This window comes from Candidatus Tokpelaia sp. (genome assembly GCF_008636115.1).
Classification (GTDB): domain Bacteria; phylum Pseudomonadota; class Alphaproteobacteria; order Rhizobiales; family Rhizobiaceae; genus QLZD01.
In genome coordinates, this window is record NZ_QLZD01000020.1 from 61,419 (window position 1) to 82,558 (window position 21,140).

Consider the following 21,140-nt stretch of genomic DNA (forward strand, 5'->3'; position numbering starts at 1 on the left):
ATATTGGCCATTGTCAAAGGGTAAGTTTATGGCTGAGGGTGAAGAGGAATATACTGACAGCGTGCAGGATTATTTGCAAAAACTTGCGGGGTTGCGCCCTGAGCTTGAGAAGGGACTTAAAGAATATTACCCAACAGCCGGGAAGGAAGATAAATTTTTCTTTTATCGCGGGGAAAATGATTCGGGCTACACGCCGGCGCCGGCTTTGTTCCGAAAAAATGGGGAGAGTAATGATTTATACGATGAAGAGGCGGAAAAGAAGCTGCTGGAAAGCCTTGCCGCCGCCTATCATGATGAATTCCGCCAGGATAAAACGGCGTTTGAGCGCATTTTGCGGGCGCAGCATTATGGCCTGCCGACACGGCTGCTCGATGTAACGCAAAACCCGCTGGTTGCGCTGTATTTTGCCTGTGGCGGCAATGAAGGCCAGGAAGGCAGAGTGCATGTTTTTTGTGCCCTGGACAGCAAAATCCTGAATGCGGAAAGCGACAGGCTGCGGCTTATTTGTAATCTGGCTTATCTCAACGCTGACGATAAAAAATGGCTTGATGAACACAGTAAAGATGACACGGCTTTTAACGCTTTGCAGCAGGATTTCGAACAGCGTAACCCCGGTAAGGGGGCTTTTGCCTATAACCGGCTTATTTATGCTATCCGGCGGGAAAGCCCGGGTTTTGCGCCGAAAATCAAGCGGCATCATTTAAGGCGGGCTTTTTTTGTCCGGCCGCTTTATTCCAACCCGCGTATTCGCGCGCAGGCCGGCGGTTTTCTGGTTTCGGCTTTTGCCCGGGAATATACAAAAATTTTGGAAAATGAAGGGGATAAAGGAAAGGGAGCAGACAAAATAAGCTATGACAGCTTTCTCATTGAAGCGGGCGATAAGCAAAAAATTCTGCAAGAGCTGGACGCTTTGCAGATTAACGAAATGACGCTCTTCCCTGAAATAGAGCACGCCGCCAATTATCTGAAAAATGCCTATCAACAAATGTAACACAGCGCAGAGCGCTAGCTAACACCCTTATTTCGTGCTGTGTCAAGGCTTCCGCCCCTTTGCCCAATAGCACTATAAGGCAGGGGCACAGCCTGTTTGTTAAAATTTCAATTTTTCTATTTTTTCGCCTTCTTTCAGCCAGGTGGGCAGGCCCATTTTATCATTGAGCGCCAGAAACGGGCGGGGGGGCAATTCTTCAATATTGGCCATGGTTTTAATATCCCAATCGCCCTGGGCTATCAATATTGCCGCTGCTGCTGCCGGCACTCCGGCCGTATAAGATATGCCTTGCGCCCCGGTTTCAGTATAAGCGGCCTCATGATCGGCAATATTATAGAGAAAAATCTCCCGCGGCCGGCCGTTTTTGCCGATGCCTTTAATCCAGTCGCCAATGCAGGTTTTGCCCGTATATTCCGGCGCCAGCGCCGCCGGGTCGGGCAGCACGGCTTTTACCACTTTCAGCGGCACTATTTCTTGTCCTTCAGCGGTTTTAACCGGTTGTTCTGATAACAGGCCGAGCTTTTTCAACACAGTGAAGACGGTGATATAGCGCGCGCCAAAACTCATCCAGAAGCGAATATCAGGATTGCCATGCGCCGCCATAGTGCGGGAAAGGGAATGAATTTCATCATGGCCGGTCATATAAGTGGCATATTTGCCGACAACCGGCAAATCCCATTCCTTTTTCACCTCAAACATTTGATTGCTGGCCCAGGCGCCTTTTTGCCAGGAATAAACCTGCCCGGTAAATTCACGAAAATTGATTTCCGGGTCAAAATTCGTGGCAAACCAGCGTTTATGATTGCCGGCATTGATATCGATAATATCAATACTGTTCATTTTGGCAAAATAATCATCACGCGCCAGCGCCGCATAGGCATTGACGATGCCCGGGTCAAAACCGGCGCCTAAAACGGCGGTGATACCGGCGCGCGCGCATTCCTGCCGGCGGCGCCATTCATAATTGCCATACCAGGGCGGGGTTTCGCAGATTTTCAGCGGATCTTCGTGAATAGCCGTGTCAATATAGGCTGCTTTGGCATTGATACAGGCGCTCAGCACGCTCATATTCAAAAAGGAAGAGCCGACATTGATGACAATTTGCGCCCCTGTTTTTTCAATCAAGGCTGTTGTTGCCGCCACATTCATGGCGTCGAGCGCATAGGCGGTGAACTCTCCCGCTGTTTTCATGGAATTTCTGGCGCGTACCGAGGCTATAATTGCCTCACATTTAGCCATGGTTCTGGAGGCGATATGAAGACTGCCGAGAATATCATTATTCTGCGCACATTTATGAGCGACAACCTGTGCTACCCCCCCCGCACCGATAATCAGAACATTTTTTTTCATTCCCGGTCTGTCTCCTGTATTTTATTTTGTCAATGTGCCACCATAAGTTGGTTTATATAAAGCGGCCGCGCCGCGCGCTGCTTAATCTAGGGTGTTTTGCCCTTTTCTGCAACTCTGCTGCGGCCTTGGCCTGCCGGTATTTATGACAGGCTGTTGCGGTAATCTTCATAAGTGAAGCGACGTATCAGCCTTATGCTGCCGTCAAGCTCCCTGACCGCTATTGCCGGCATGGCCACGCCGTTAAACCAGTTTTTCTTCACCATTGTATAGGCCGCGGCATTGCCCAGCGAGACAGGATCCCCCGTCTTTAACAGTTTTTCAAAGCGAAACGTGCCGAAAATATCGCCCGCCAGGCAGGATTTGCCGCATAGCATAATTTCATGCGCGCCTGAATTGGGCAAAATTGTCGCCTGCTGGCGGTAAATAAGCAAATCAAGCATATGCGCCTCAACCGAGGCATCAAGAATAGCGATATTTTTGCCATTATTGAAACTGTCCAAAACACGCGTTTCCAATGTGGCGCTGTTGTTGACTGCGGCTTCTCCCGGCTCCAGATAAACCTGCACACCGTGGCTTTGGGCAAAATGTTTCAGCCGGCCGGCAAATTTATCGAGCGGGTAATTATCACCGGTAAAATGCAGGCCGCCGCCAAGGCTTATCCATTCCACTTGCGCAAACAGCCGGCTATAGCGCGCCTCAATTTCACCAAGCTGGCGGTCAAAAGCAGCAAAATCATCATTTTCGCAATTATAATGCAGCATAAAACCGCTAATCCGGTCTAAATACGGCTCTATTTTTTCGGCCTCACTTTCGCCCAGGCGGCTGAAAGGGCGCGCCGGATCAGCGAGGTCAAAATGTGAATAGCTAATATGCGGATTAAGGCGCAGGCCGCGCGGGCAGCCGCGGCTTTGCCGCTCAAACTGCTGCAACTGACTTATTGAGTTAAAAATAATTTTGTCGGCATAGACAAGGGCTTCTTCTATTTCCTCTTTCCCCCAGGCGACAGAATAAGCATGGCTTTCCTTGCCGAATTTTTCATGCCCCAGCCGCAGCTCAAACAGGGAGGAAGAGGTTGTGCCGTCCATATAAGGGCGCATAAAGTCAAACAGCGCATGGGCGGCAAAGCCTTTGAGAGCCAGCAGCGTTTTGGCGCCTGAATGCGCCCGCAAACGCGCCATAATTTCCATATTATGCCGCAATTTCGCTTTATCAATCAGATAATAAGGGGTAGGGAGCATCGCCATGCCGCTTCTCTTCACTTTTGACAATAAATCAGGCCGCGCCTGTTGCCCCCGCCTTTGACCCTGCACGGCGCTGATAAAACATAAAAACCGTGGCAATACAAGAGGGGAGGCAAAGGCGCTTTGCGCATTTTTCTCCGCCGGTCTTTGCCGGAATATTTTATGACAAAGCGACAATTCAGATATAATTTTTATATTATGTTAATAATTTTGTTAAACAATAATTAGCGATAATGGTTTCCGGTAAAATTTCCCAATAGAGTTTACTATAGATTAACGGCAGGGTGAAACCATGCGCAGCAGACAATCCGGTTTTTTGGCCTTGTTCGCTTTATGTGGTGCTGTTTTTGCCGTTATTATCGGCGCGGCTTACGGCTTTGCCGATATAAAGGATAAAATCGGGCAAAAAACTGTGGCACCTTATCCGGCAAAAAATATTATAGTGCCTGCTGACAGGGTAGAGCCGGTTTCCGGCGCTGCGGCGGCAAAAGCACCTTCTGTTCCGCCATTGGCCGGGGCAACAAACGGCGCGGACAGTGCCGCCCCAGCCGGCAAGAGGAAAATACTGGCCGGGGCAGAAGGCAATGCGCGCGGTATTTTAAACGGCTATAAAGGCTATCGCTATCACCGCCCGGGTTATAAAAGCGCCGGGGACGGCTGGTGGTATCCGCGGGCGGCTTTTGCGCCAAAAAGCTCTGTTGCGCCATTTATGCAAAGGCCCGGCAAACCGGTAAAAACTGCACCGGCAGGCAAAAAGCCCAAAGGCGGCCGGGCAGGGGCGCAACGCTCTTCTGCCGCCCCTGTTTTAACCACAGCGCATAAAGCATGGTGCGCCGGGCATTACCCAAATTATCGGCCAGACGATAATAGCTACACTATTACTGCCGGCAGAAGACGCGTTTGCCTTTCCCCCTATATGGAATGAGAGTGCATGATAACAGCACTGCCTCGCTGTTTTCACTTGCAAGGCGCCGCCGCAGGCCAGCCTGTCCAATCCGCCCCGCTGTTTTTGCCTGCCGCCGCCATTTTTGCTCTTGTGCCGCGCGCGGCGATGCCGGCAGTTAATCTCGCCCTGCTTTTTTAAAATCTGTGCCGGATTATAGCTCCGCTTTTGCCGCCGCAAGCGGCTATTGGCCCGCATTGAAGAGCTGTAAAGAAAGGTAAGGGAAACTTGTCAGACAGCCTTGCAAAAGGCGGAAAATACCGCCCCGGATCCGGGCTCAATGCCGCTATTATAGCAAATCCGGCAGCATAGCGGCTTGCTCTATTATACTTGTTTATTTGCTTTTTGGCCTAAAATAGCTTAGATAGATAAAGGCGGATTTATCCGCCGGATTGTTATTGTATTGTTTCGGGGCAGCTTTATGGAAGACAAACAGGAGCCGCACCCCGCTTTGCCAGTATCCGGCCATAAAACGGGCAGGCAGGCTGCTGCCGGAAAAAAAGGTAAGGCTGCTATCCGGGAAGAGGGAGCAGGCAAGCCCGCCCGGCACAAGGAAAAGCCGCTTGCCGTGCCGCTGGTTTTTTGTGCCGATGCCGATTATGGCCCTTATCTCACGGTTATTGCGCAATCTTTGCTGGATAATGCGGCGCCGGAGCATAATTATCATATTATTATTTTTGATTGCGGGATAAAACAGGCTGATTTAAGCGCTTTGGCCCGGCAGTTGGCGCCGCATAAAAATTTTCAGCTGCAAATATGCGATATTTCTGCCTGGCTACAGCATTATCACACTGCCTTTAATGTTACAGAGGGGCAGCATCTTTCGCCCGCTGCTTATGGGCGGCTGCTTATCCCGCAATTATGCAGCCAATATGATAAAATAATTTACACTGATATTGATGTGATTTTTAACCGCGACCCGGCCGGTTTGCTGTCTATCGCGCTGGGTGAAGATTATATTGCCGGGGTGGTTGACACAAATATAGAAAAAGAGCGCCGCAAGCGCGCCGGTGTTAAAAATTATTATCGGAAAAAGCTGGGCCTGCGCGATGACCAGGCCTATATCAATTCCGGCCTGCTGGTTTTTAACAGTAAAATATGGCGCGAGCGCAGCCTGGTGGAACAATGCCTGGCCATTTTGGCCAGGCAGAATTTCAGGCGGCATGATCAGGATATTATAAATTTTATCTGCAAGGATAAAATCCGCTATATTGGGTCAGAGTGGAATTATTATTGTAATTTAAACCGCTCTGCGGCTGAAACAATAGCAGACAAAGATAAAGCAATCGCTTTATATCACTTTGTCGGTGCGGTAAAGCCGTGGCACAAACCGCCGAAGACGCAGGGGCAAAATGCTTTATGGTGGGCTTATGCCCGCAAGACTGCCGGCTATGGGCGGTTTTTGCAGGAGGCGCAGCTCAATAAAGCCGGCTTGAATGCCAAGGCCAATCAATATGGCTGTTCTTTTCTAGGCTGGCCTGTCTGGCGGGTGAAAATTTCTCCGAAAAAGAAAAAATATTTCCTTTTCGGACTGGCCGTGGCCACTGAAAAGCTGGATAGCAAAAAACAGGATAAATTATTTTATCTGCTTGGCTTCAGGCTCTTCCGCCGCCGGGCGCGGGCGGATTAAGCCGCACTTATTATACCTGTGCCGTCCGGTTATACCTGTGCCGGCCGGGTCTGAAATAATGCCGGCAGGGGCAGCCGCCCGGCAGCCAAGAGGCGGCTCAACCCGGGCAGCCGGCCTGAGCCGCGCCCTGTGAGCGGGTAGAGGCGAAGCTGCTTTGCCGTGAACAGGCTGCCGGCCGGGGGCGAGGCCGGCCTGAAAGGCCTGAGCGCGCGCTATAGCCGGGCAAAAGGTTTTAGAGGTTTTGCTGCACGGTTTCAGGATTCCGGTTTGGCGATAAAGGGTCATTTATGCACGGCAGACAAACTTGTTAAAACCGTTCGAAGCGCTTATAAAGGCGGTTCGCAAGGCTCTCAAATGAGGGCTTTAAAATTATAGACGAAAAATCATCAGAGAAAATGAAAAAGCAGGCGCTTATGTTGAGCGATTGCAGGGCGTTGGGCTGAGGAGGACAATGAAAGTAATATTGTTTGGCGGTTGTGTTATCGGCGATACCTTCCATCTGGGTCGGTTTGAGGTGGTTGCGCATATTGGGCGAACAGCCTTTAGCAGCGCTTTTGCGCATCGGCGCTTTCATTTTGTTGATCAACAACGCCTTAAAGCCTTAGCTGAGGCTGACGGAGAGTCTGCATGGTCGATAAAAAGCACTTGCCGCGATCTGGACAAACAAGCGCGGCCTATCCTCCGCCAAAACAGCTATGACGCAATAATTATTGATTATCTGGGGGAGTGTCGCTCTTTGATTGCTCTGGAGGGGCGGCGCGCCGCAATGACGGAAGCCTTCTGGCCTTATTATCTGGCAGAGAAAACACAACCCAACCACCTGTTAAGCAAAGCTGAGCAAATCGGCATGTGCAGTTTGCGCCGGCTGATATGGTGGCGCAAAGGTGTGCGCAATATTGTCAAAATTGCCAAAAAGAAAAAAGTGCCTATTATCCTGCCGCTCATTTATCCGGCAACGCATAATGAAAGAGGCCAGGATTGTTCCAGCCTGCCGCTGCTGAAGCAAAAGCTTTGGCTGGCCTTGCTTTACTGCCTGACACCTCGTTATATCAAGAAAATTTCTGTTCCGAAGAAATATCGTATTATTGCTATGGAGCATAAATGGGGCGGCAGCATTGCTTATCATTATATACCGCAATATTATGAATGGCTGGAGCAGAGTGTTTATCACAAGCTGAAGAAATGGCGCCGCAGGCGCAAATTGCCGGAATTACCGACACAGCCGGAGCAATCGGCCTCATCAACGGCGATGTAAGCTTTTATCGATATATAGATATGGCTAAAAAGCGGCCGCCGCCGCTATCGTACAAGCGGCGGCGCAACTGCGGCAGTGAGCGATCGCTCATGAGATAGGGTTTGCTCCGGTAATCTGCCTTGCCGCCGAGTGAAACTTCTCCCGGCTTCCGTATTGCCGCATTAAATTATATATTTTATTGTGCGGCAATTTCTCACCCGGCAAATCATTCGGCCGGCCGGTTGCAATAAGGTCTTTTTAATGAGCCGGCCTTTTACTGCCGGAAAGAATGCTTTGGATATTGCCGCTTTTGCAAGCGGGCAGGCCGAGCCGGCCTGAGCCGCGCCCTGCGCGCCTGTTTTTAGCTTATCCGGCCGGTCAAACATTGTGGCGGAAGTGGATAATATCCCCGTCCTGCACGCTATAATCCTTGCCTTCATCACGCGCTTTGCCGGCTTCTCTGGCTGCCGTTTCCCCGCCAAGGGCGATAAAATCCTGATAGGCAATGACATTGGCGCGAATAAAGCCGCGCTCAAAATCGGAATGAATGGCGCCGGCGGCCTGCGGCGCTTTGGTGCCGCGCCGGATTGTCCAGGCGCGTGTTTCCTTAGGCCCGCAGGTGAAATAAGTTATCAAATCGAGCAAATGATAGCCGGCGCGGATAAGGCGATCCAGGCCGGCTTCATGCAGCCCCATGGCAGCCAGATAGTCTTTGGCCTCTTCTTCCGGTAATTGTGCCACTTCTGCCTCAATAGCGGCAGAAATCACGACGGCTTCTGCCCCTTGGGCCAAAGCCATTGCTGCTACCGCCTTGCTCATGGCATTGCCGGCCGCGGCCTCTTGTTCCGCGACATTGCACACATAAAGAACCGGTTTGGAGGTGAGCAGATTAAGCTCTTTTAAAATCTGCTTTTCATTTGTTTCCAGCTCAGGCAGAGCCAGACGCACCGGCCGGCCCTGCTGCAAGAGTTGCAAGGCCTGTTCCATCACCGGTAAAACGGCCAGTGCTTCTTTATCTTTGCCGGCAGCGCGTTTGGCGGTTTGGGCCGTACGCCGCTCCAGGCTTTCCAAATCAGCCAGCATCAGCTCAGTCTCTACCGTAGCGGCATCTTCTACCGGGTTAATGCGCCCTTCAATATGGGTAATATCATCATTCTCAAAGCAGCGCAGAACATGAATAATAGCATCTACCTCGCGAATATTGGCCAGGAACTGGTTGCCCAGACCTTCTCCCTTCGAGGCACCGCGCACCAGCCCGGCAATATCAACAAAATTGATCCGGGTGGGGATAATTTCCTTTGAGCCGGCCAAAGCGGCGATTTTTTGCATACGCTGATCCGGCACAGCGACTTCACCCGTATTAGGCTCAATCGTGCAAAAAGGATAATTGGCCGCCTGCGCAGCAGCGGTTTTTGTCAATGCGTTAAAAAGAGTAGATTTGCCGACATTGGGCAAACCGACAATACCGCATTTAAAGCCCATAATAATTTCCCTGTTTTGCTGCTGCCTGTATTATTGCGTCTGATATTTATCGGCACGGCTCTGCCAAAGGAGGCAGCCTGTCTGCTTTGCTTCAGGCCTTACTCGATTTATCCGGTGCTGCTGCTGTATCGGCCGCAGGCTTATCGCCGGCAGTGCTGCCGTGCGTCTCAGTGAAGATCCTGTTCATAAAGCCATTACTCTCGCCCTTGGCAATCAGGCCGATATTCCGGCCAATAGCAGCCAATAGCGGCTCCAGCCAGATTTTCTCCGCTTTAGAGAAATTGCCCATAACATGCTGATAAACCAGTTCTTTCCCTGGCCCCGGGTGGCCAATGCCTAAGCGAATGCGACAATAATCTTTGCCGCAATGCGTATCAATAGATTTAAGGCCATTATGGCCGCCATCACTGCCGCCGGTTTTTATGCGTAATTTTGCCGGTGCAAGATCCAGCTCATCATGCAGAACCACAAGACTGGCCGGCGGCAATTTGTAAAACTGCAAAATAGCAGCTAAAGCCTGACCGGAATTATTCATATAAGTTTGCGGCTTGACCAGCAGGGCTTTTCTACCCTGTATCACCCCTTCGGCAATCAGGGCATGAAATTTTGCCCGCCATGGCGAAAAGCTGCCTTGAGCATATATCGCATCTATCGCCATAAAACCAATATTGTGGCGGGTATTTTCATAATCACGGCCGGGATTCCCCAGCCCCGCAATGACCAACATTTCCGCCTCTCTATGGCTGCCGGGCAAAATTGCAGAACAATACTGCCCAGCCATAATAAAGGGGGAGGCGGCCATCGCTTCCCCCTGCCGCTGTTTTAAGCGTCTTTCTTGACTTCGGCTTTTTTAGCTTCCGGCTCGGCTGCCGCTTCTGTAGCCGGCGCTTCCTCTTCCTCAACCGGGGCGGCGATAGTAGCCAGAGTAAAATCGCGATCCTGAATAACCAGCTCAATATTGGCAGGCAGTTGCGCTGCCGAAATATGAATGGAATCACCGATTTCAAATTTCTGAATATCTACGGTGATAGCCTCGGGGATAGAAGTTGCCGGGGCAATCAGCTCAACTTCGTGGCGCACAATATTCAGCACGCCACCTTGTTTCAGCCCGACACAGCTTTCTTCATTAAGGAAATGAACCGGCACTTCAACAGTGACCAGAGATTTTTCTGAAACCCGCAAAAAATCAATATGCAGCACTGTATCCCGCACGGGATCAAGCTGATAATCTTTTGGCAGAACCTGAATTTTTTCGCCATTTATGTCAACGACTATCACCCGGGTGCGGAAGCTGCCGGCCAGAATTTGCCTAAAGGCCTCTTTAAGGGGAATGGCAATAGCCACGGGCGACTGCTTCTCGCCATAAATAATAGCGGGAATCTGCCCTTTGCGCCGTAATACACGGGAGGACCCCTTACCAACCCGGTCGCGCGATTCTGCTTTGAGCGTAAATTCCGTGCTCATAAGTAAATCCTTTCCAATTTCAGCGGAGATTTTGCCCAAAACCCAAACAACGCACCGGCAGGCCGGGCGGCTGTGTTCAAGGGCAAAATTTAGAGGACTGGCAGGCAAAATGCGGCGAAACCGCTTTTAACACTATAACACCGGACGCAGGTCACCTAATCGACTTCGCCCGTAATATTTGCGCAGCCCTCCCCGCGCTGCCTCCAAGGGTGTCTGCGCAGGTTTTTTGTCTATAAAGCATAAAAGCCTGCTTGGCAAGAGTTGTAATCAGCCGGCGCTCCTTTTATAAACAGAGACAGATTTGTTACTCCCTGCCGCTGCCTGAGGCAGCCTTGCTGCCCAGGCGGAGTTTTTCAGGTAATTTTTCTGTAATTTGCGCTTGTTTGCGCCTGTTTGCTTGTTTGAGGCAGCGATGCAAATATCAATTTCCATGGGGTTGGTTGCTAAAAATATTGCTTCAAACGGGGAAGAAGCTGCATGCCTGGATCTGGAGGAATTGCTGGCGACCCGCCTGCTGGTGCAAGGCAATTCCGGCTCCGGCAAATCGCATTTGCTGCGCCGCCTGCTTGAGCAAAGCGCGCAATGGGTGCAGCAATGTGTGATAGATCCGGAGGGAGATTTTGTAACTCTGGCTGATAAATTCGGCCATGTGGTGGTGGAGGCGGCGCGCACGGCAGAAGAACTGGCGCGCCTTGCCGCGCGTATTCGCAAGCATCGTGTCTCAAGCGTGTTGAATCTGGAGGGATTGGAAGCCGATGCGCAAATGCGCGCTGCTGCCGCTTTTTTAAACGGCCTGTTTGAGGCCGAGCGTGATTATTGGTATCCGCTGCTGGTAGTGGTTGACGAAGCGCAGCTTTTTGCCCCGGCCGGCGCGGCAGAAGTTTCAGAAGAAGCGCGCCGCCAATCGCTTTCCGCCATGACTAACCTCATGTGCCGCGGGCGCAAGCGCGGCCTGGCCGGAATTATTGCCACGCAAAGATTGGCCAAGCTGGCCAAAAATGTGGCGGCTGAGGCTTCCAATTTTCTTATGGGGCGCACATTTCTGGATATTGATATGGCGCGCGCCGCCGATTTGCTGGGTATGGAGCGCCGCCAGGCAGAAATATTCCGCGATTTGGCCCGCGGTCATTTTATTGCGCTTGGCCCGGCTTTGTCGCGCCGGCCTTTGCCGATAAAAATCGGCGCGGTAGAAACGGCCGCCCGTTCCGGCAGCCCGAAATTGCTGCCGCTGCCGGAAACGCCGGCTGATGCGGAGCAGCTTATTTTCACCCCGGTTATGGCCGAGCCGGTTTTGCGCCCTGCTCAGGCGCCGTCCCCGCCGGCCCTGCGGCCGACTGAGGATATTTTGCGGGAAGTAGCAGCCGCCGGAGCGGCGGCAAGCGAGCCGGCGGCAGAGGGGGCGGAAAGGCCGCTTTTCCCGGAACTGGTGGAAGAAGAGAAGCGCCTTGTTTTTCAGCGGCTTATGCGTGATATTTTTGCCGATAGACGTGCTTTTTATCAAACTGTGGCAGTGCTGTATCAGGATTTTCAGGTGCGCTGCCGGATAGAGCGGATAAAAGAACGCCTGCCCTCTATGCCGGAATTTCGCTGCTTGCTGGCTTGTGCCCGCGCCGGCGTGGGCGCTGAAGCCGAGGCGCAGCCCCTGTGGCCGCAAGCCTGCCGCCTGGCCGAAAATTTGAGCAATGAAGAGGTTGAGGCGCGCAGTGTCTTTTTGGCGCTGGCGCAGGCAGCGGCGCTGGCGGCGCCGTGTCCGGGCGATGCTACCCTGGCGCGGCTTTACCGAACATCATCACCGCGGCGGGTGCAAAGCCTGCTGAAGCATTTTGAAGAGCGCGGGCTGATTATTGTGCGCACTGATTTTAGCGGCAAGCGCATTATCACTTTCCCCGATTTACAGATTGAAACCGCCTCCGGCCGCCCGGAAGCCGAGGATATAATAGAGACAAGAGAGCAGCTAGAAGGGAAAGCTAAGAATGGACAAATGATAGAAGAAGCTGTATCACCGTCACTATGAGAAGTCGTAGCTATAGCTTCAATTAAAAATAGATAATGCTCAAAAAACTTATTTGGGCGGTTTTGGCCAAAACAATTTATGCTCTGAAGCGCTGTCCCATAATAAATGACCGTTTTCCAAGACGTATTTGATTGGTATTTTGGGATTATTTATGTCTTTGCCTGTATCATGCCACTGTTTTTCCCATTTTTCGTAGAAAAACTCCAGACCTGAGGGCAAGAGCAGGTATATTGATTTTATAACTATGTTATTATAGAGGGCGAATATCCACGGAATCTTTCTATATTTTGCTATTATCTTTGGATTCATATGATGATGCGTTGAGAACCCTTTAGTCAATTCCATATTAACGGATTTTAATTCAAACTCCGTCCCTAAAGAATCACGAGCATCATTTCCCTCACGTCCGGGAAGCTGCTCTAAGCTCAACAACAGCAATATTTGCAAGAGCTTGCCGCCGTTATCTTGGAATATATCATGAATGCCATGTTTATTCGCTAAGTCTTGGTAAGCCTCTATCTGTGGCCACAAATGAAGCAGCTCTTTCAAATCCGGGTGAAATTTGAAATTCATTTATTGTTATTCCCCAGTAGAAAGCTTGGAGAAACATCGAAGACAGAAGCTATACGCTCTATATTATCAATAGAAATATTTCGTTCACATCTTTCCACCGAGCCTATATATGTTCTATGCAACCCCACTAAATCTGCCAGGCTCTCCTGCGACAATTCACGTTCTTCTCTCAACCGTTTAATGTTGTGAGAGAGAATTTTTCTTGCGGTCAAATAATTTTTGTCTTGCTTCATTCTCAAAGTGATGCAATCTTGGTGACGATAAATCTACAGACAATGAGTAGCAATTATGATTTTTGGCGATAAGAATCCCGCGTATAGTACCAGCTTGGGGGCTATGTATATTGCGGATTCACTGGATATGCTGGCTTTGATGCCCGATAATAGCGTGAATCTCGTTATTACAAGTCCACCTTTCGCATTGCAGAGAAAAAAAGAATATGGAAATTACAGCCAGGAGCAATATGGCGATTGGTTCATGAAATTTGCTGAATTGACCTTCAGGAAATTGAAGAAAGATGGCAGCTTTGTCGTCGACTTTGGCGGAGCATATGCCAAGGGAGTTCCGGTTAGGAGTACATATAATTTCCGCATTATGCTTAGGCTAATAGACGAGATTGGTTTTTATTTGGCAGAAGATTTTTATTGGTTTAATCCTTCAAAATTGCCTAGCCCGATTGAATGGGTAAATAAAAGAAAAATAAGAGTAAAAGACTCTATTAATACAGTGTGGTGGTTTAGTAAAACAGAATGGCCTAAAGCTAATATTACGAACGTATTAGTTCCCTATAGTGCCAGAATGAAAAAGCTTATTAAAGATCCTGATAAATTTTTTTCCCCGAGGGTAAGACCGTCCGGGCACAGCATCGATCGCAGTTTTGGGAAGGATAATGGAGGAGCGATTCCTTCCAATTTATTGCAAATACCAAATTCAGAATCTAATGGCGACTATCTTTCTTCTTGCAAAAAAATTGGTATTAAAGGTCACCCCGCTCGGTTTCCTTCTAAATTTCCTGAGTTTTTTATCAAAATGTTAACAGATCCCGGAGATTTGATTGTAGATATTTTCGGTGGATCTAATACTACGGGCTATGCGGCTGAACGGCTAAAGCGCAGATGGCTTTCTTTTGAGCTTTCACCTGAATATACTGCTGCATCAATATTCAGATTCACAGCTAAAAACCTGGGCGAAAAACAATTAAGGAATATCTACGAAAGCATATTAGATGGCCGTGATGCGAGTCTGGAAAACTACAGGAATAAAGCAAGTTATAAGAAATATGATGAGAAGCAAGAATATTTGCCTAATATTCTGTAAATAGGTGGAGTCAATCAAACAAGCTTGAGACAGATTGTTCGGCGGCGGTGCGGGCAATGGCCTCGCCGATTAAATCGGCAATCGGCAGAATGCGGATTTTCTTTACTTTTTTCACATCATCACGCGGCTGAATCGAATCGGTTATCACCAGTTCTTTCAGTTTGGAATGGCTGATACGCTCAACCGCCCCGCCGGAAAGCACGCCATGGGTGATATAAGCGGTAACGCTTTTGGCACCGGCGGCAAGCAGCGCTTCTGCCGCATTGCATAATGTGCCGGCGGAATCAACAATATCGTCAAACAGCAGGCAATCCTTGCCGGCAACATCGCCGATAATATTCATTACCTCTGATTCGCCCGGGCGCTCACGCCGTTTATCAACAATGGCCAGCAGGGCGTCAATACGCTTGGCCAGTGAGCGGGCGCGCACCACCCCGCCGACATCGGGCGACACTACCATGACATTATCCGTTTTGTAATGAGCCGGAATATCACGACTAATAACCGGCACGGCATAAAGATTATCGGTCGGAATATCAAAAAAACCCTGTATCTGCCCGGCATGCAGATCCAGCGTCAAAATGCGGCTGGCACCGGCTTCTGTGATCAGATTAGCCACTAATTTGGCCGAAATAGGGGTGCGCGGGCCGGGCTTTCTGTCTTGCCTGGCATAGCCGAAATAGGGGATAACCGCGGTAATACGCCGGGCAGAGGCGCGGCGGAGCGCGTCAATCATAATCAGCAATTCCATTAAATGGTCATTGGCCGGGTGTGAGGTGGATTGCAGCAGAAAAACATCTTCACCGCGGACATTTTCCTGAATTTCAACAAAAATTTCGTCATCGGCAAAGCGGCGCACAATCGCCTGACCTAGCGGAATATTAAGATAGCGGGCGACATTTTTTGCCAGATTGGGGTTGGAATTGCCGCAGAAAAGTTTCATTACACACCGCCAATATTTTGATCCCTGCGCTCGGGCCTCGCACTGCCTTGGCTCAACCCGGCCGCATGATGCAGGCTTTTGCCGCCGTTTTAGCGTTTTATCGCCGGATTTCAAGCCCCTTATGCCATAAAAATAAAGTTTTTCAGCGGCTTTTCGGCTTTTTGCCGGTAAAATACAAATATTTTATTCTTTACCCTGTTTTTCACCCTTTATCGGTCAGACAAATTGCCGAAATTTGCCGGCCGTAATCCGCTTCTCCTTTATGCGTAGCGCGGCGAAACGAGAAAAAACGCGCCGCATCAGCATAAGTGCACAGCGGCATATCTTCCACCTGCACATTTTCCTCGCGCAGCCGGTCACAGATAAATTGCCGCAAATCGCAATGATAAGTGGCGGCATTTGTCTGCTCCTGCCCGGCCGACAGAGTATGCTTTTTGCCGCGCCACGGGGTAAAATAACGCGCATAGGCTAAGTCTTTTGCCAGAAAATTCTGGCGGAAATCCTCTCCCACCTCATAATTTTCCCGGCTGATAGCGGGGCCGGAAACGGCCAGAATATTTTCTGCCCTGGCGCCAAGCTTGAGCATGGCCTCTATACTATTGGGCAAAATACCGTTTAGCGCGCCCTTCCAGCCGGCATGGACAGCGGCAATAATGCGCGCCTGCGGGTCGGCCAGCAGCACTGCGCCGCAATCCGCCGTCACAATGCCGATTGCCAGCCCGGATATATTGGTCACATAAGCATCGGCCTTTGCTGCCTGCCCCGGCAGCGGATCCGTGACTATTGCGGCACTATTGGAATGGCATTGAGACGGGGTCAGCAACCTCGCCGCCGGCACATCAAACCAGGCCGCCACACGGCGGCGGTTCTCGATTATATCAGCGCCTGTATCGCCAGAGCCCAGGCCGGCATTCAGGCTGGCATAAATACCGTTCGAAACACCGCCGCAACGGGTGAAAAAGCCGTGTTTTATACCTGTTTGCCGCTGCAAAAGCGGGGCAGGAACCGGCTGTAACGAGCGCTGCGGCATGACTCTCTCCCTGTATCTGTCTTTTACGGCGCAAATGGCGGCATAATTGTGTCCAAATCGGCAATGCACAAGATTTTGAACAGCTCTCCCATTTGGTCAGGGGCAGCCAGCCGCTCCACATCGGCAATAATTTGCCGGCGGCAGGCTTCATCTTTATCGGCACCCAGCCAGCCGGCGCGCTCCAGCAACCCCATTTGCAACAAAAATTCCCCTTGGGGCATGGCGGCGGCGCGGCAATTTTCTGCCTGCGCGGCAGCCATAAGGGCAGCAAAATCAACATGGGAAGATAAATCGCTGGTGCCGATATTCTCAAACACAGCGGCAAAGCGGTGTTTGGCCACGGCCTGCAATGTATCGCCGAAACCATGCTCAAGCGAGCCGTAATCTATCAGTAGCGCCGCGCCGCGATTGGCCGCCAGCAGCCGGCTTAAAGCCTGCACAAAAGCCTGGCGGGCAGGCGAAATTTCTATAATAGCGCCCGGCTTTGCCGCACGGCAGGCCCGGGCAAAGGCCGTATCCGGGGGGAGCAGCGGCAAAATCTGCGGCCGGCCCGGCACAAAATGCAGCCTGCCGGTTTTATCGGCCTTTATCCGTCTTTCATGCCAGCCTTGCGCCGATTTTTGATATTGGCGCACCGGCAAAACATCAAGCAGCTCATTGGCAATAAAAATCAGCGGCGCCTGAGAGAGGCGGCCTTTTATATAAGTGCCAAGAGCGGCGCAATCTTCCACCCAGGTCAAGGGCCTGTCATGTTTTGCCAGTTTTTCCTGTTGCCGGCGCCGCAGGGCCGGGCTGGTTTCCATCAGCACCATATTGGCAGCCCTGGCGCAGGCCGGCGCCGCTTTGGCCAGGCTGCGTAACATATCATCACTTAATGTGCCGCGCCCCGGCCCGGCCTCACACAGCACAAAAGCGGCCGGACAGCCCAAAGCCTGCCAGGCGGCAATAACCCATAGAGCAATTATTTCGCCGAATAACTGGCTGATTTCCGGCGCGGTGATAAAATCTCCCTTTTGGCCGAAAGGCTCGGCGTTAGCATAATAGCCGTGTTGTTTGTCGCCCATGGTCATGGCCATAAATTCGGCCGTGTCGATAGAGCCGGCACGCGCTATGCGCTGCGCTATTTTTTGCTGCAAAATTGCAGCGTGCTCGGCATTGCTCATAATGCCGGCTCCGCCCGCCGGTTTCGCCGTGTTTTTATTTTCCTTGCCGCCCTGTCCGGCTTTGCTGCCGCTTTGCGCTTTGGCCGCGCGGCATGTGTATGCGCATTATTCCCGTCATTTTTATTATCCTGATCGGGGCGGCAACGGCGCAGCGCATAGAAAATAATCACCAGCCCGGCAATAATCATTGGCAGAGAGAGAGCCATACCCATTGTCATATCAAATTTGCCGATTTTAAACGAAATTCCCGGTTCGCGAAAAAATTCGGCAATAATACGGCACAGGCCATAGCCCAGAGTAAAACTGCCGGCGATGAGACCGGGCTTTTTCAGCGCTTTAAAGACAAAAATCAACACTGCCAGCACTATAAACAGCAAAATACCCTCCAGGCCTGCCTCATAAAGCTGGCTGGGGTGGCGGGGGATAAGATTGCCATTGGCATCTGCCGGGGCGGCGGGGAAGCAGACTGCCCAAGGCACACCATAAGCAGCCCGCCCCCATAATTCATCATTGATAAAATTGCACAGGCGGACGAGGCCCAGCCCCAAAGGCACGCCGGCAGCAACGACATCAAACAGGCTCCAGACAGGGATTGATTTTTTCCAGGCAAAAAGCAACATGGCTATTAAGGTGCCGATAAAACCGCCGTGAAAGGCCATGCCGCCGCGCCATACGGCAAAAATGCTCAGCGGATTGGCAAAATATTCTGCCGGGTGGTAAAACAGCACTTCACCCAGCCGCCCGCCAATAATAATGCCCAAAGCCGCCCACAAAATAAAATCATCAAGTATATCCGGTTTGCCCGGCGGGGTATTATTCTGCCACAGGCCGGGGCGCGCCAATAATCTTTTGCCATACCACCAGGCAAAAATAATACCGATAACATAGCCCAGGCCATACCAATGCACACTTAAAGGCCCGATTTTCAGCAGCACCGGGTCGATAGCAGGGAAGGGCAGGCAGGCAGGCAGAACAGCCATAATTTATCTCTTATGCTTTGTTGCGACCTTGCCCGACCTGGGAGCATAATTTGCGCGCACCGCAAAAATATGCTCAAATCCCGGTAAAGCCGCCTGAACGGAATTGAAACAGCCCTGCTGCCGCTATTAGAGCATTTTTGCCGTTAAAGAGGAAGAGGGAATCTCACTTTCTGTGGGCAAAGCAGTGTTTTTGCACTGCGCCAATATTGCAAAAGTGCCCGGCCGGCCAAATATCGGGAAAGAGAATAGGGAAAGGAAAATATGATGACAAACAGCCCCAATAAATTGCTTGATGATTTTGCCAGATTGATGCTGGATACGGCGGGCGCTGCCAAAGGCATGCGCGGTGAGGTGGAAACTGCCGCCCGGGCGCAAATGGAGGCTTTGTTAAACAAGCTGCATCTGGTGCGCCGCGATGAATTTGAGATTGTCAAGGAAATGGCCGTAAAGGCGCGGGCGCAAGCGCAGGCACTGGCCGCGCGTGTGGAAAAACTGGAAGAGGCGCTGAAAAAAAATTAAAACGGCAGCGCCGGATTCAATCCGGAAAAATAATCCCCTGCTTTTTGCTGTCTGTTGAAAACCCGAAAAGCTTTATTATAAGAGTCTGTTACCGACAGGCCGGAGGCAAAATTCCGGCTTGTTTTTTATTTTGCAGTTTTTTTTGAATCAAGGGGGCTGGCATATATTTGCCCAATCAATACACTGAATCTATTAAATGATTCGTGCCGCCTGTAGCCTTGCCGGCACAAGCGGCTTTGGGTGTTATCTTTGCTTATGTCTGTTTATGGGACGGTTTTTGCCGGGCGCAGTCTATGGTTTGTCGCTGCCTGTTTTGCAAAAGGCGCGAGCGTCAGGAGTCGGGTAAAAATTCACAGTTACGGGCAGGACATGCTTTAAAGCCGGCAGTCTGTGGGGGCAGTGCCCAGCAGGCAGGAGCGGCCGGCGGCAGAAGCGGTTTTTTGAAAACTGAATGCTAAAAAACGGATTGAGGTGGAAAATGGGGTTCTCCTTTGGAGCAAAAACCAGCGCCGCTGCGCGTGGGCGCAATATGCACCCTGTTGATGTGATTGAACAACTGGCAGATGGGCATGGCTGGTCTTTTGAGCGCATTATGCGCGATGAAATCGCCGCGACAGTGGCGGGCAGTGCGATAGATTATCATATTGCTTTTTCATGGCTGGAAGAGCATGAGACATTGCATTTATCCTGCGCTTTTCACATTAATGTGCCGCTTATGCGCGTGGCCGAGCTGGTGCGTCTGTTAGCGCTTATCAATGAAAAACTGCTTTTCGGCCATTTTGATTACTGGCAGCAGACAGAGCAGGTTATGTATCGGCAGACCTTGCTGTTAAGCGGCGGTTTGCACCCGACAGATGCGCAAATCAAGACTTTGCTGATGACCGCGCTGGACGCTTGCGAGGCGCATTATGCTGCTTGCCGCGGCATTGTTGCAACCACGCTTTCGGCCGATGAAGCCCTGCGCCATGCTTTGTTTGAAACTTTGGGTAATGCGTGATAGCCGCCTGGTCAGGCAGCGCCGGTTTTAAGAAAAGCATAGACAGGCTTCTGTCAAAAATGTGAATATTTGGCAGGGATGCAAAGCGGGGGTGCGGGCTTATGGCCGTTTGTGATGATATTATTTTCTCGGCGGCCAAAGAGGCTGACAAGCATCTGGCAGAAAAATTGCGGGCTGATGTGCTGTATTATAACGGGCCGGTCAGTATGCAGTGCTTCTCGTGGTTTCGAGAAACGGTCGAGAAAATGGCTGTCTGTGCCGATAAAAAGCCCGGTATCGCCGTTTTTTTTAACTACGGGCGGCGGCCAGGCGGAAGCGGCCGAGAAGTTTGTCGATATTTTACGCCATAATTATGGAGAAGTGTATTTTGTTGTGCCGGTTGCCGCTATGTCGGCGGGGACAATTTTATGTATGGCGGGGGACAAAATATACATGGATTACTCATCTTCTCTAGGGCCGATTGATCCGCAAATTCCTGATAAAGAAGGAAAAGATATATTCCGGCGTTTGGTTATCTGGCAAAAATTGATGAGCTGATTGCGAAAGCCAATAAAGGAAACTTGACGGCGCCGGAGTTCCAATGGCTTTTGCAGCAGGATTTGGGCTTTTTATCTTTCTGCGAGGAAGGGCGGGCTTTGGCTGTTGATTTGTTAAAGGAATGGCTGGTCAAGTATAAATTCAGAAATTGGCTGTGTCATAGGACACATAATGGGGGGAAGCTGTGTCTGAGGCAGAAAGGCAGCAAAGGACAGAGGAAATTGCAACTTTATTGTCCGATCATGCCCATTGACATTCACACGAGCGCATGATTGGGCTGAATATTTTGAGAGATGAATGCCGTCTGAAAATAGATGATTACGGCGCTGACAGGGAACTGCAAGGCTATATACGCCGTTATAATGATAACTTGTCAGATTATGTCGCGAGAATACAAGCTTCGGCCTTTATTTATGCCGTAAAAGCTGCTTGAAACAGGAGAAAACAGATGAGCATTGTCGAGAAAATTGCAGCTTTGCGTCATGATGATCGTCTGGAGAAGGTGCGCAAACAGGCGGAAGAGCTGGGGCAGCTGGTTGAAAAACAGAGCGGCGTTAAATTTAGCCCGCGGGCCGAATATGAGGGCTATGATATTTCCAGGAAATTTATGCCGGTAGAGCGGCTAAACTCTTTCAGAACATGTTTAAAGTGAAATTATTGTTTTGCTATTATTGCGGCGGAAGATTTCCCCCGGGCAGGCAAGCCGCCGGGTTCGCTTTTTCTATGAGCCGA

21 protein-coding genes and 1 pseudogene are annotated in these 21,140 nt (G+C 50.7%); 11 read left to right on the forward strand and 11 right to left on the reverse strand.

Features of this window, described 5'->3' with window-relative positions; all coding sequences use genetic code 11:
* The first annotated feature begins 28 nt into the window (after positions 1-28).
* On the forward strand, positions 29-991 hold the full coding sequence (locus DPQ22_RS03010) for an FRG domain-containing protein (RefSeq protein WP_190323115.1): 963 nt from the start codon (positions 29-31) through the stop codon (positions 989-991).
* A gap of 99 nt (positions 992-1,090) precedes the next feature.
* Here the strand turns inward: DPQ22_RS03010 and DPQ22_RS03015 are convergent, their stop codons facing one another.
* Together DPQ22_RS03015 and DPQ22_RS03020 are read right to left on the reverse strand one after the other, a co-directional pair.
* A complete protein-coding gene (locus tag DPQ22_RS03015; RefSeq protein ID WP_150213108.1) occupies positions 1,091-2,341 on the reverse strand; it encodes a saccharopine dehydrogenase family protein in 1,251 nt (416 codons plus the stop codon).
* A 140-nt stretch (positions 2,342-2,481) separates the two neighbouring features.
* Positions 2,482-3,579: a carboxynorspermidine decarboxylase gene (locus DPQ22_RS03020; protein WP_150213143.1), complete on the reverse strand. Its 1,098-nt coding sequence runs from the start codon at positions 3,577-3,579 to the stop codon at positions 2,482-2,484.
* A 295-nt stretch (positions 3,580-3,874) separates the two neighbouring features.
* On the opposite strand from DPQ22_RS03020, the gene DPQ22_RS03025 reads away from it, so the two are divergent.
* The 3 genes from DPQ22_RS03025 (at position 3,875) to DPQ22_RS03035 (ending at position 7,410) form a co-directional block, all read left to right on the forward strand.
* Positions 3,875-4,507, forward strand: a complete 633-nt coding sequence (locus tag DPQ22_RS03025) for a BA14K family protein (RefSeq protein WP_150213109.1) — start codon at positions 3,875-3,877, stop codon at positions 4,505-4,507.
* 439 nt (positions 4,508-4,946) lie between these two features.
* Positions 4,947-6,155: a glycosyltransferase family 8 protein gene (locus tag DPQ22_RS03030; RefSeq protein WP_150213110.1), complete on the forward strand. Its 1,209-nt coding sequence runs from the start codon at positions 4,947-4,949 to the stop codon at positions 6,153-6,155.
* Between the two features lie 451 nt (positions 6,156-6,606).
* On the forward strand, positions 6,607-7,410 hold the full coding sequence (locus DPQ22_RS03035) for a DUF6270 domain-containing protein (protein ID WP_150213111.1): 804 nt from the start codon (positions 6,607-6,609) through the stop codon (positions 7,408-7,410).
* 357 nt (positions 7,411-7,767) lie between these two features.
* Here DPQ22_RS03035 and ychF read toward each other — a convergent pair whose 3' ends face one another.
* The 3 genes from ychF to DPQ22_RS03050 all read right to left on the reverse strand — a co-directional run bounded on the left by ychF (position 7,768) and on the right by DPQ22_RS03050 (position 10,335).
* Positions 7,768-8,871 (reverse strand): redox-regulated ATPase YchF, encoded by a 1,104-nt coding sequence (gene ychF, locus DPQ22_RS03040; protein WP_150213112.1) that lies wholly within the window; start codon positions 8,869-8,871, stop codon positions 7,768-7,770.
* Between the two features lie 91 nt (positions 8,872-8,962).
* Positions 8,963-9,598: an aminoacyl-tRNA hydrolase gene (pth, locus tag DPQ22_RS03045; protein ID WP_150213113.1), complete on the reverse strand. Its 636-nt coding sequence runs from the start codon at positions 9,596-9,598 to the stop codon at positions 8,963-8,965.
* A gap of 95 nt (positions 9,599-9,693) precedes the next feature.
* Positions 9,694-10,335 carry a 50S ribosomal protein L25/general stress protein Ctc gene (locus DPQ22_RS03050; RefSeq protein ID WP_150213114.1) on the reverse strand — a complete coding sequence of 214 codons (642 nt, stop codon included), beginning with the start codon at positions 10,333-10,335 and terminating at the stop codon, positions 9,694-9,696.
* Between the two features lie 412 nt (positions 10,336-10,747).
* Here DPQ22_RS03050 and DPQ22_RS03055 point away from each other — a divergent pair, with 412 nt between their 5' ends.
* Positions 10,748-12,349, forward strand: coding sequence for an ATP-binding protein (locus DPQ22_RS03055; RefSeq protein WP_150213115.1), 1,602 nt, complete (start codon positions 10,748-10,750; stop codon positions 12,347-12,349).
* A 48-nt stretch (positions 12,350-12,397) separates the two neighbouring features.
* Here DPQ22_RS03055 and DPQ22_RS03060 read toward each other — a convergent pair whose 3' ends face one another.
* On the reverse strand, positions 12,398-12,922 hold the full coding sequence (locus DPQ22_RS03060) for a restriction endonuclease (RefSeq protein ID WP_150213116.1): 525 nt from the start codon (positions 12,920-12,922) through the stop codon (positions 12,398-12,400).
* Positions 12,919-13,155 carry a helix-turn-helix domain-containing protein gene (locus DPQ22_RS03065; protein ID WP_150213144.1) on the reverse strand — a complete coding sequence of 79 codons (237 nt, stop codon included), beginning with the start codon at positions 13,153-13,155 and terminating at the stop codon, positions 12,919-12,921. Before DPQ22_RS03065 ends, DPQ22_RS03060 begins: the two co-directional genes overlap by 4 nt.
* A gap of 55 nt (positions 13,156-13,210) precedes the next feature.
* Between DPQ22_RS03065 and DPQ22_RS03070 the strand changes: the two genes are divergently transcribed.
* A complete protein-coding gene (locus tag DPQ22_RS03070) occupies positions 13,211-14,239 on the forward strand; it encodes a DNA-methyltransferase (protein ID WP_150213117.1) in 1,029 nt (342 codons plus the stop codon).
* Between the two features lie 10 nt (positions 14,240-14,249).
* Here the strand turns inward: DPQ22_RS03070 and DPQ22_RS03075 are convergent, their stop codons facing one another.
* From DPQ22_RS03075 to lgt, 4 genes and pseudogenes are all read right to left on the reverse strand, one after another.
* Positions 14,250-15,182: a ribose-phosphate pyrophosphokinase gene (locus tag DPQ22_RS03075; protein WP_150213118.1), complete on the reverse strand. Its 933-nt coding sequence runs from the start codon at positions 15,180-15,182 to the stop codon at positions 14,250-14,252.
* Between the two features lie 202 nt (positions 15,183-15,384).
* Positions 15,385-16,212, reverse strand: a complete 828-nt coding sequence (pgeF, locus tag DPQ22_RS03080; protein ID WP_150213119.1) for a peptidoglycan editing factor PgeF — start codon at positions 16,210-16,212, stop codon at positions 15,385-15,387.
* 23 nt (positions 16,213-16,235) lie between these two features.
* Entirely contained in the window at positions 16,236-17,375 is a 1,140-nt protein-coding gene (locus DPQ22_RS03085; RefSeq protein WP_150213120.1) for a class I SAM-dependent methyltransferase, read from the reverse strand.
* Positions 17,376-17,521: 146 nt separating this feature from the next.
* Positions 17,522-18,355, reverse strand: a pseudogene (gene lgt / locus DPQ22_RS03090) (prolipoprotein diacylglyceryl transferase); the annotation flags it as partial.
* A 261-nt stretch (positions 18,356-18,616) separates the two neighbouring features.
* On the opposite strand from lgt, the gene DPQ22_RS03095 reads away from it, so the two are divergent.
* The 5 genes from DPQ22_RS03095 (at position 18,617) to DPQ22_RS03110 (ending at position 21,060) form a co-directional block, all read left to right on the forward strand.
* On the forward strand, positions 18,617-18,874 hold the full coding sequence (locus DPQ22_RS03095; RefSeq protein ID WP_425305138.1) for an accessory factor UbiK family protein: 258 nt from the start codon (positions 18,617-18,619) through the stop codon (positions 18,872-18,874).
* Between the two features lie 478 nt (positions 18,875-19,352).
* Positions 19,353-19,871 carry a YbjN domain-containing protein gene (locus DPQ22_RS03100; RefSeq protein ID WP_150213122.1) on the forward strand — a complete coding sequence of 173 codons (519 nt, stop codon included), beginning with the start codon at positions 19,353-19,355 and terminating at the stop codon, positions 19,869-19,871.
* Positions 19,872-20,126: 255 nt separating this feature from the next.
* Positions 20,127-20,408, forward strand: a complete 282-nt coding sequence (locus DPQ22_RS08795) for an SDH family Clp fold serine proteinase (RefSeq protein ID WP_190323116.1) — start codon at positions 20,127-20,129, stop codon at positions 20,406-20,408.
* Positions 20,409-20,694: 286 nt separating this feature from the next.
* Complete coding sequence (locus DPQ22_RS08800; RefSeq protein WP_190323117.1) at positions 20,695-20,841, forward strand: hypothetical protein; 147 nt, start codon at positions 20,695-20,697, stop codon at positions 20,839-20,841.
* 15 nt (positions 20,842-20,856) lie between these two features.
* Positions 20,857-21,060, forward strand: coding sequence for a hypothetical protein (locus DPQ22_RS03110; protein ID WP_150213124.1), 204 nt, complete (start codon positions 20,857-20,859; stop codon positions 21,058-21,060).
* The last annotated feature ends 80 nt before the right edge of the window (positions 21,061-21,140 follow it).

Excerpts from the sequence above, each read along its gene's own strand:
- DPQ22_RS03010 (WP_190323115.1), top strand. The coding sequence starts at position 29 with ATGGCTGAGGGTGAAGAGGAATATACTGACAGCGTGCAGGATTATTTG.
- DPQ22_RS03015 (WP_150213108.1), bottom strand. The coding sequence starts at position 2,341 with ATGAAAAAAAATGTTCTGATTATCGGTGCGGGGGGGGTAGCACAGGTT.
- DPQ22_RS03020 (WP_150213143.1), bottom strand. The coding sequence starts at position 3,579 with ATGCTCCCTACCCCTTATTATCTGATTGATAAAGCGAAATTGCGGCAT.
- DPQ22_RS03025 (WP_150213109.1), top strand. The coding sequence starts at position 3,875 with ATGCGCAGCAGACAATCCGGTTTTTTGGCCTTGTTCGCTTTATGTGGT.
- DPQ22_RS03030 (WP_150213110.1), top strand. The coding sequence starts at position 4,947 with ATGGAAGACAAACAGGAGCCGCACCCCGCTTTGCCAGTATCCGGCCAT.
- DPQ22_RS03035 (WP_150213111.1), top strand. The coding sequence starts at position 6,607 with ATGAAAGTAATATTGTTTGGCGGTTGTGTTATCGGCGATACCTTCCAT.
- ychF (WP_150213112.1), bottom strand. The coding sequence starts at position 8,871 with ATGGGCTTTAAATGCGGTATTGTCGGTTTGCCCAATGTCGGCAAATCT.
- pth (WP_150213113.1), bottom strand. The coding sequence starts at position 9,598 with ATGTTGGTCATTGCGGGGCTGGGGAATCCCGGCCGTGATTATGAAAAT.
- DPQ22_RS03050 (WP_150213114.1), bottom strand. The coding sequence starts at position 10,335 with ATGAGCACGGAATTTACGCTCAAAGCAGAATCGCGCGACCGGGTTGGT.
- DPQ22_RS03055 (WP_150213115.1), top strand. The coding sequence starts at position 10,748 with ATGCAAATATCAATTTCCATGGGGTTGGTTGCTAAAAATATTGCTTCA.
- DPQ22_RS03060 (WP_150213116.1), bottom strand. The coding sequence starts at position 12,922 with ATGAATTTCAAATTTCACCCGGATTTGAAAGAGCTGCTTCATTTGTGG.
- DPQ22_RS03065 (WP_150213144.1), bottom strand. The coding sequence starts at position 13,155 with ATGAAGCAAGACAAAAATTATTTGACCGCAAGAAAAATTCTCTCTCAC.
- DPQ22_RS03070 (WP_150213117.1), top strand. The coding sequence starts at position 13,211 with ATGATTTTTGGCGATAAGAATCCCGCGTATAGTACCAGCTTGGGGGCT.
- DPQ22_RS03075 (WP_150213118.1), bottom strand. The coding sequence starts at position 15,182 with ATGAAACTTTTCTGCGGCAATTCCAACCCCAATCTGGCAAAAAATGTC.
- pgeF (WP_150213119.1), bottom strand. The coding sequence starts at position 16,212 with ATGCCGCAGCGCTCGTTACAGCCGGTTCCTGCCCCGCTTTTGCAGCGG.
- DPQ22_RS03085 (WP_150213120.1), bottom strand. The coding sequence starts at position 17,375 with ATGAGCAATGCCGAGCACGCTGCAATTTTGCAGCAAAAAATAGCGCAG.
- DPQ22_RS03095 (WP_425305138.1), top strand. The coding sequence starts at position 18,617 with ATGATGACAAACAGCCCCAATAAATTGCTTGATGATTTTGCCAGATTG.
- DPQ22_RS03100 (WP_150213122.1), top strand. The coding sequence starts at position 19,353 with ATGGGGTTCTCCTTTGGAGCAAAAACCAGCGCCGCTGCGCGTGGGCGC.
- DPQ22_RS03110 (WP_150213124.1), top strand. The coding sequence starts at position 20,857 with ATGAGCATTGTCGAGAAAATTGCAGCTTTGCGTCATGATGATCGTCTG.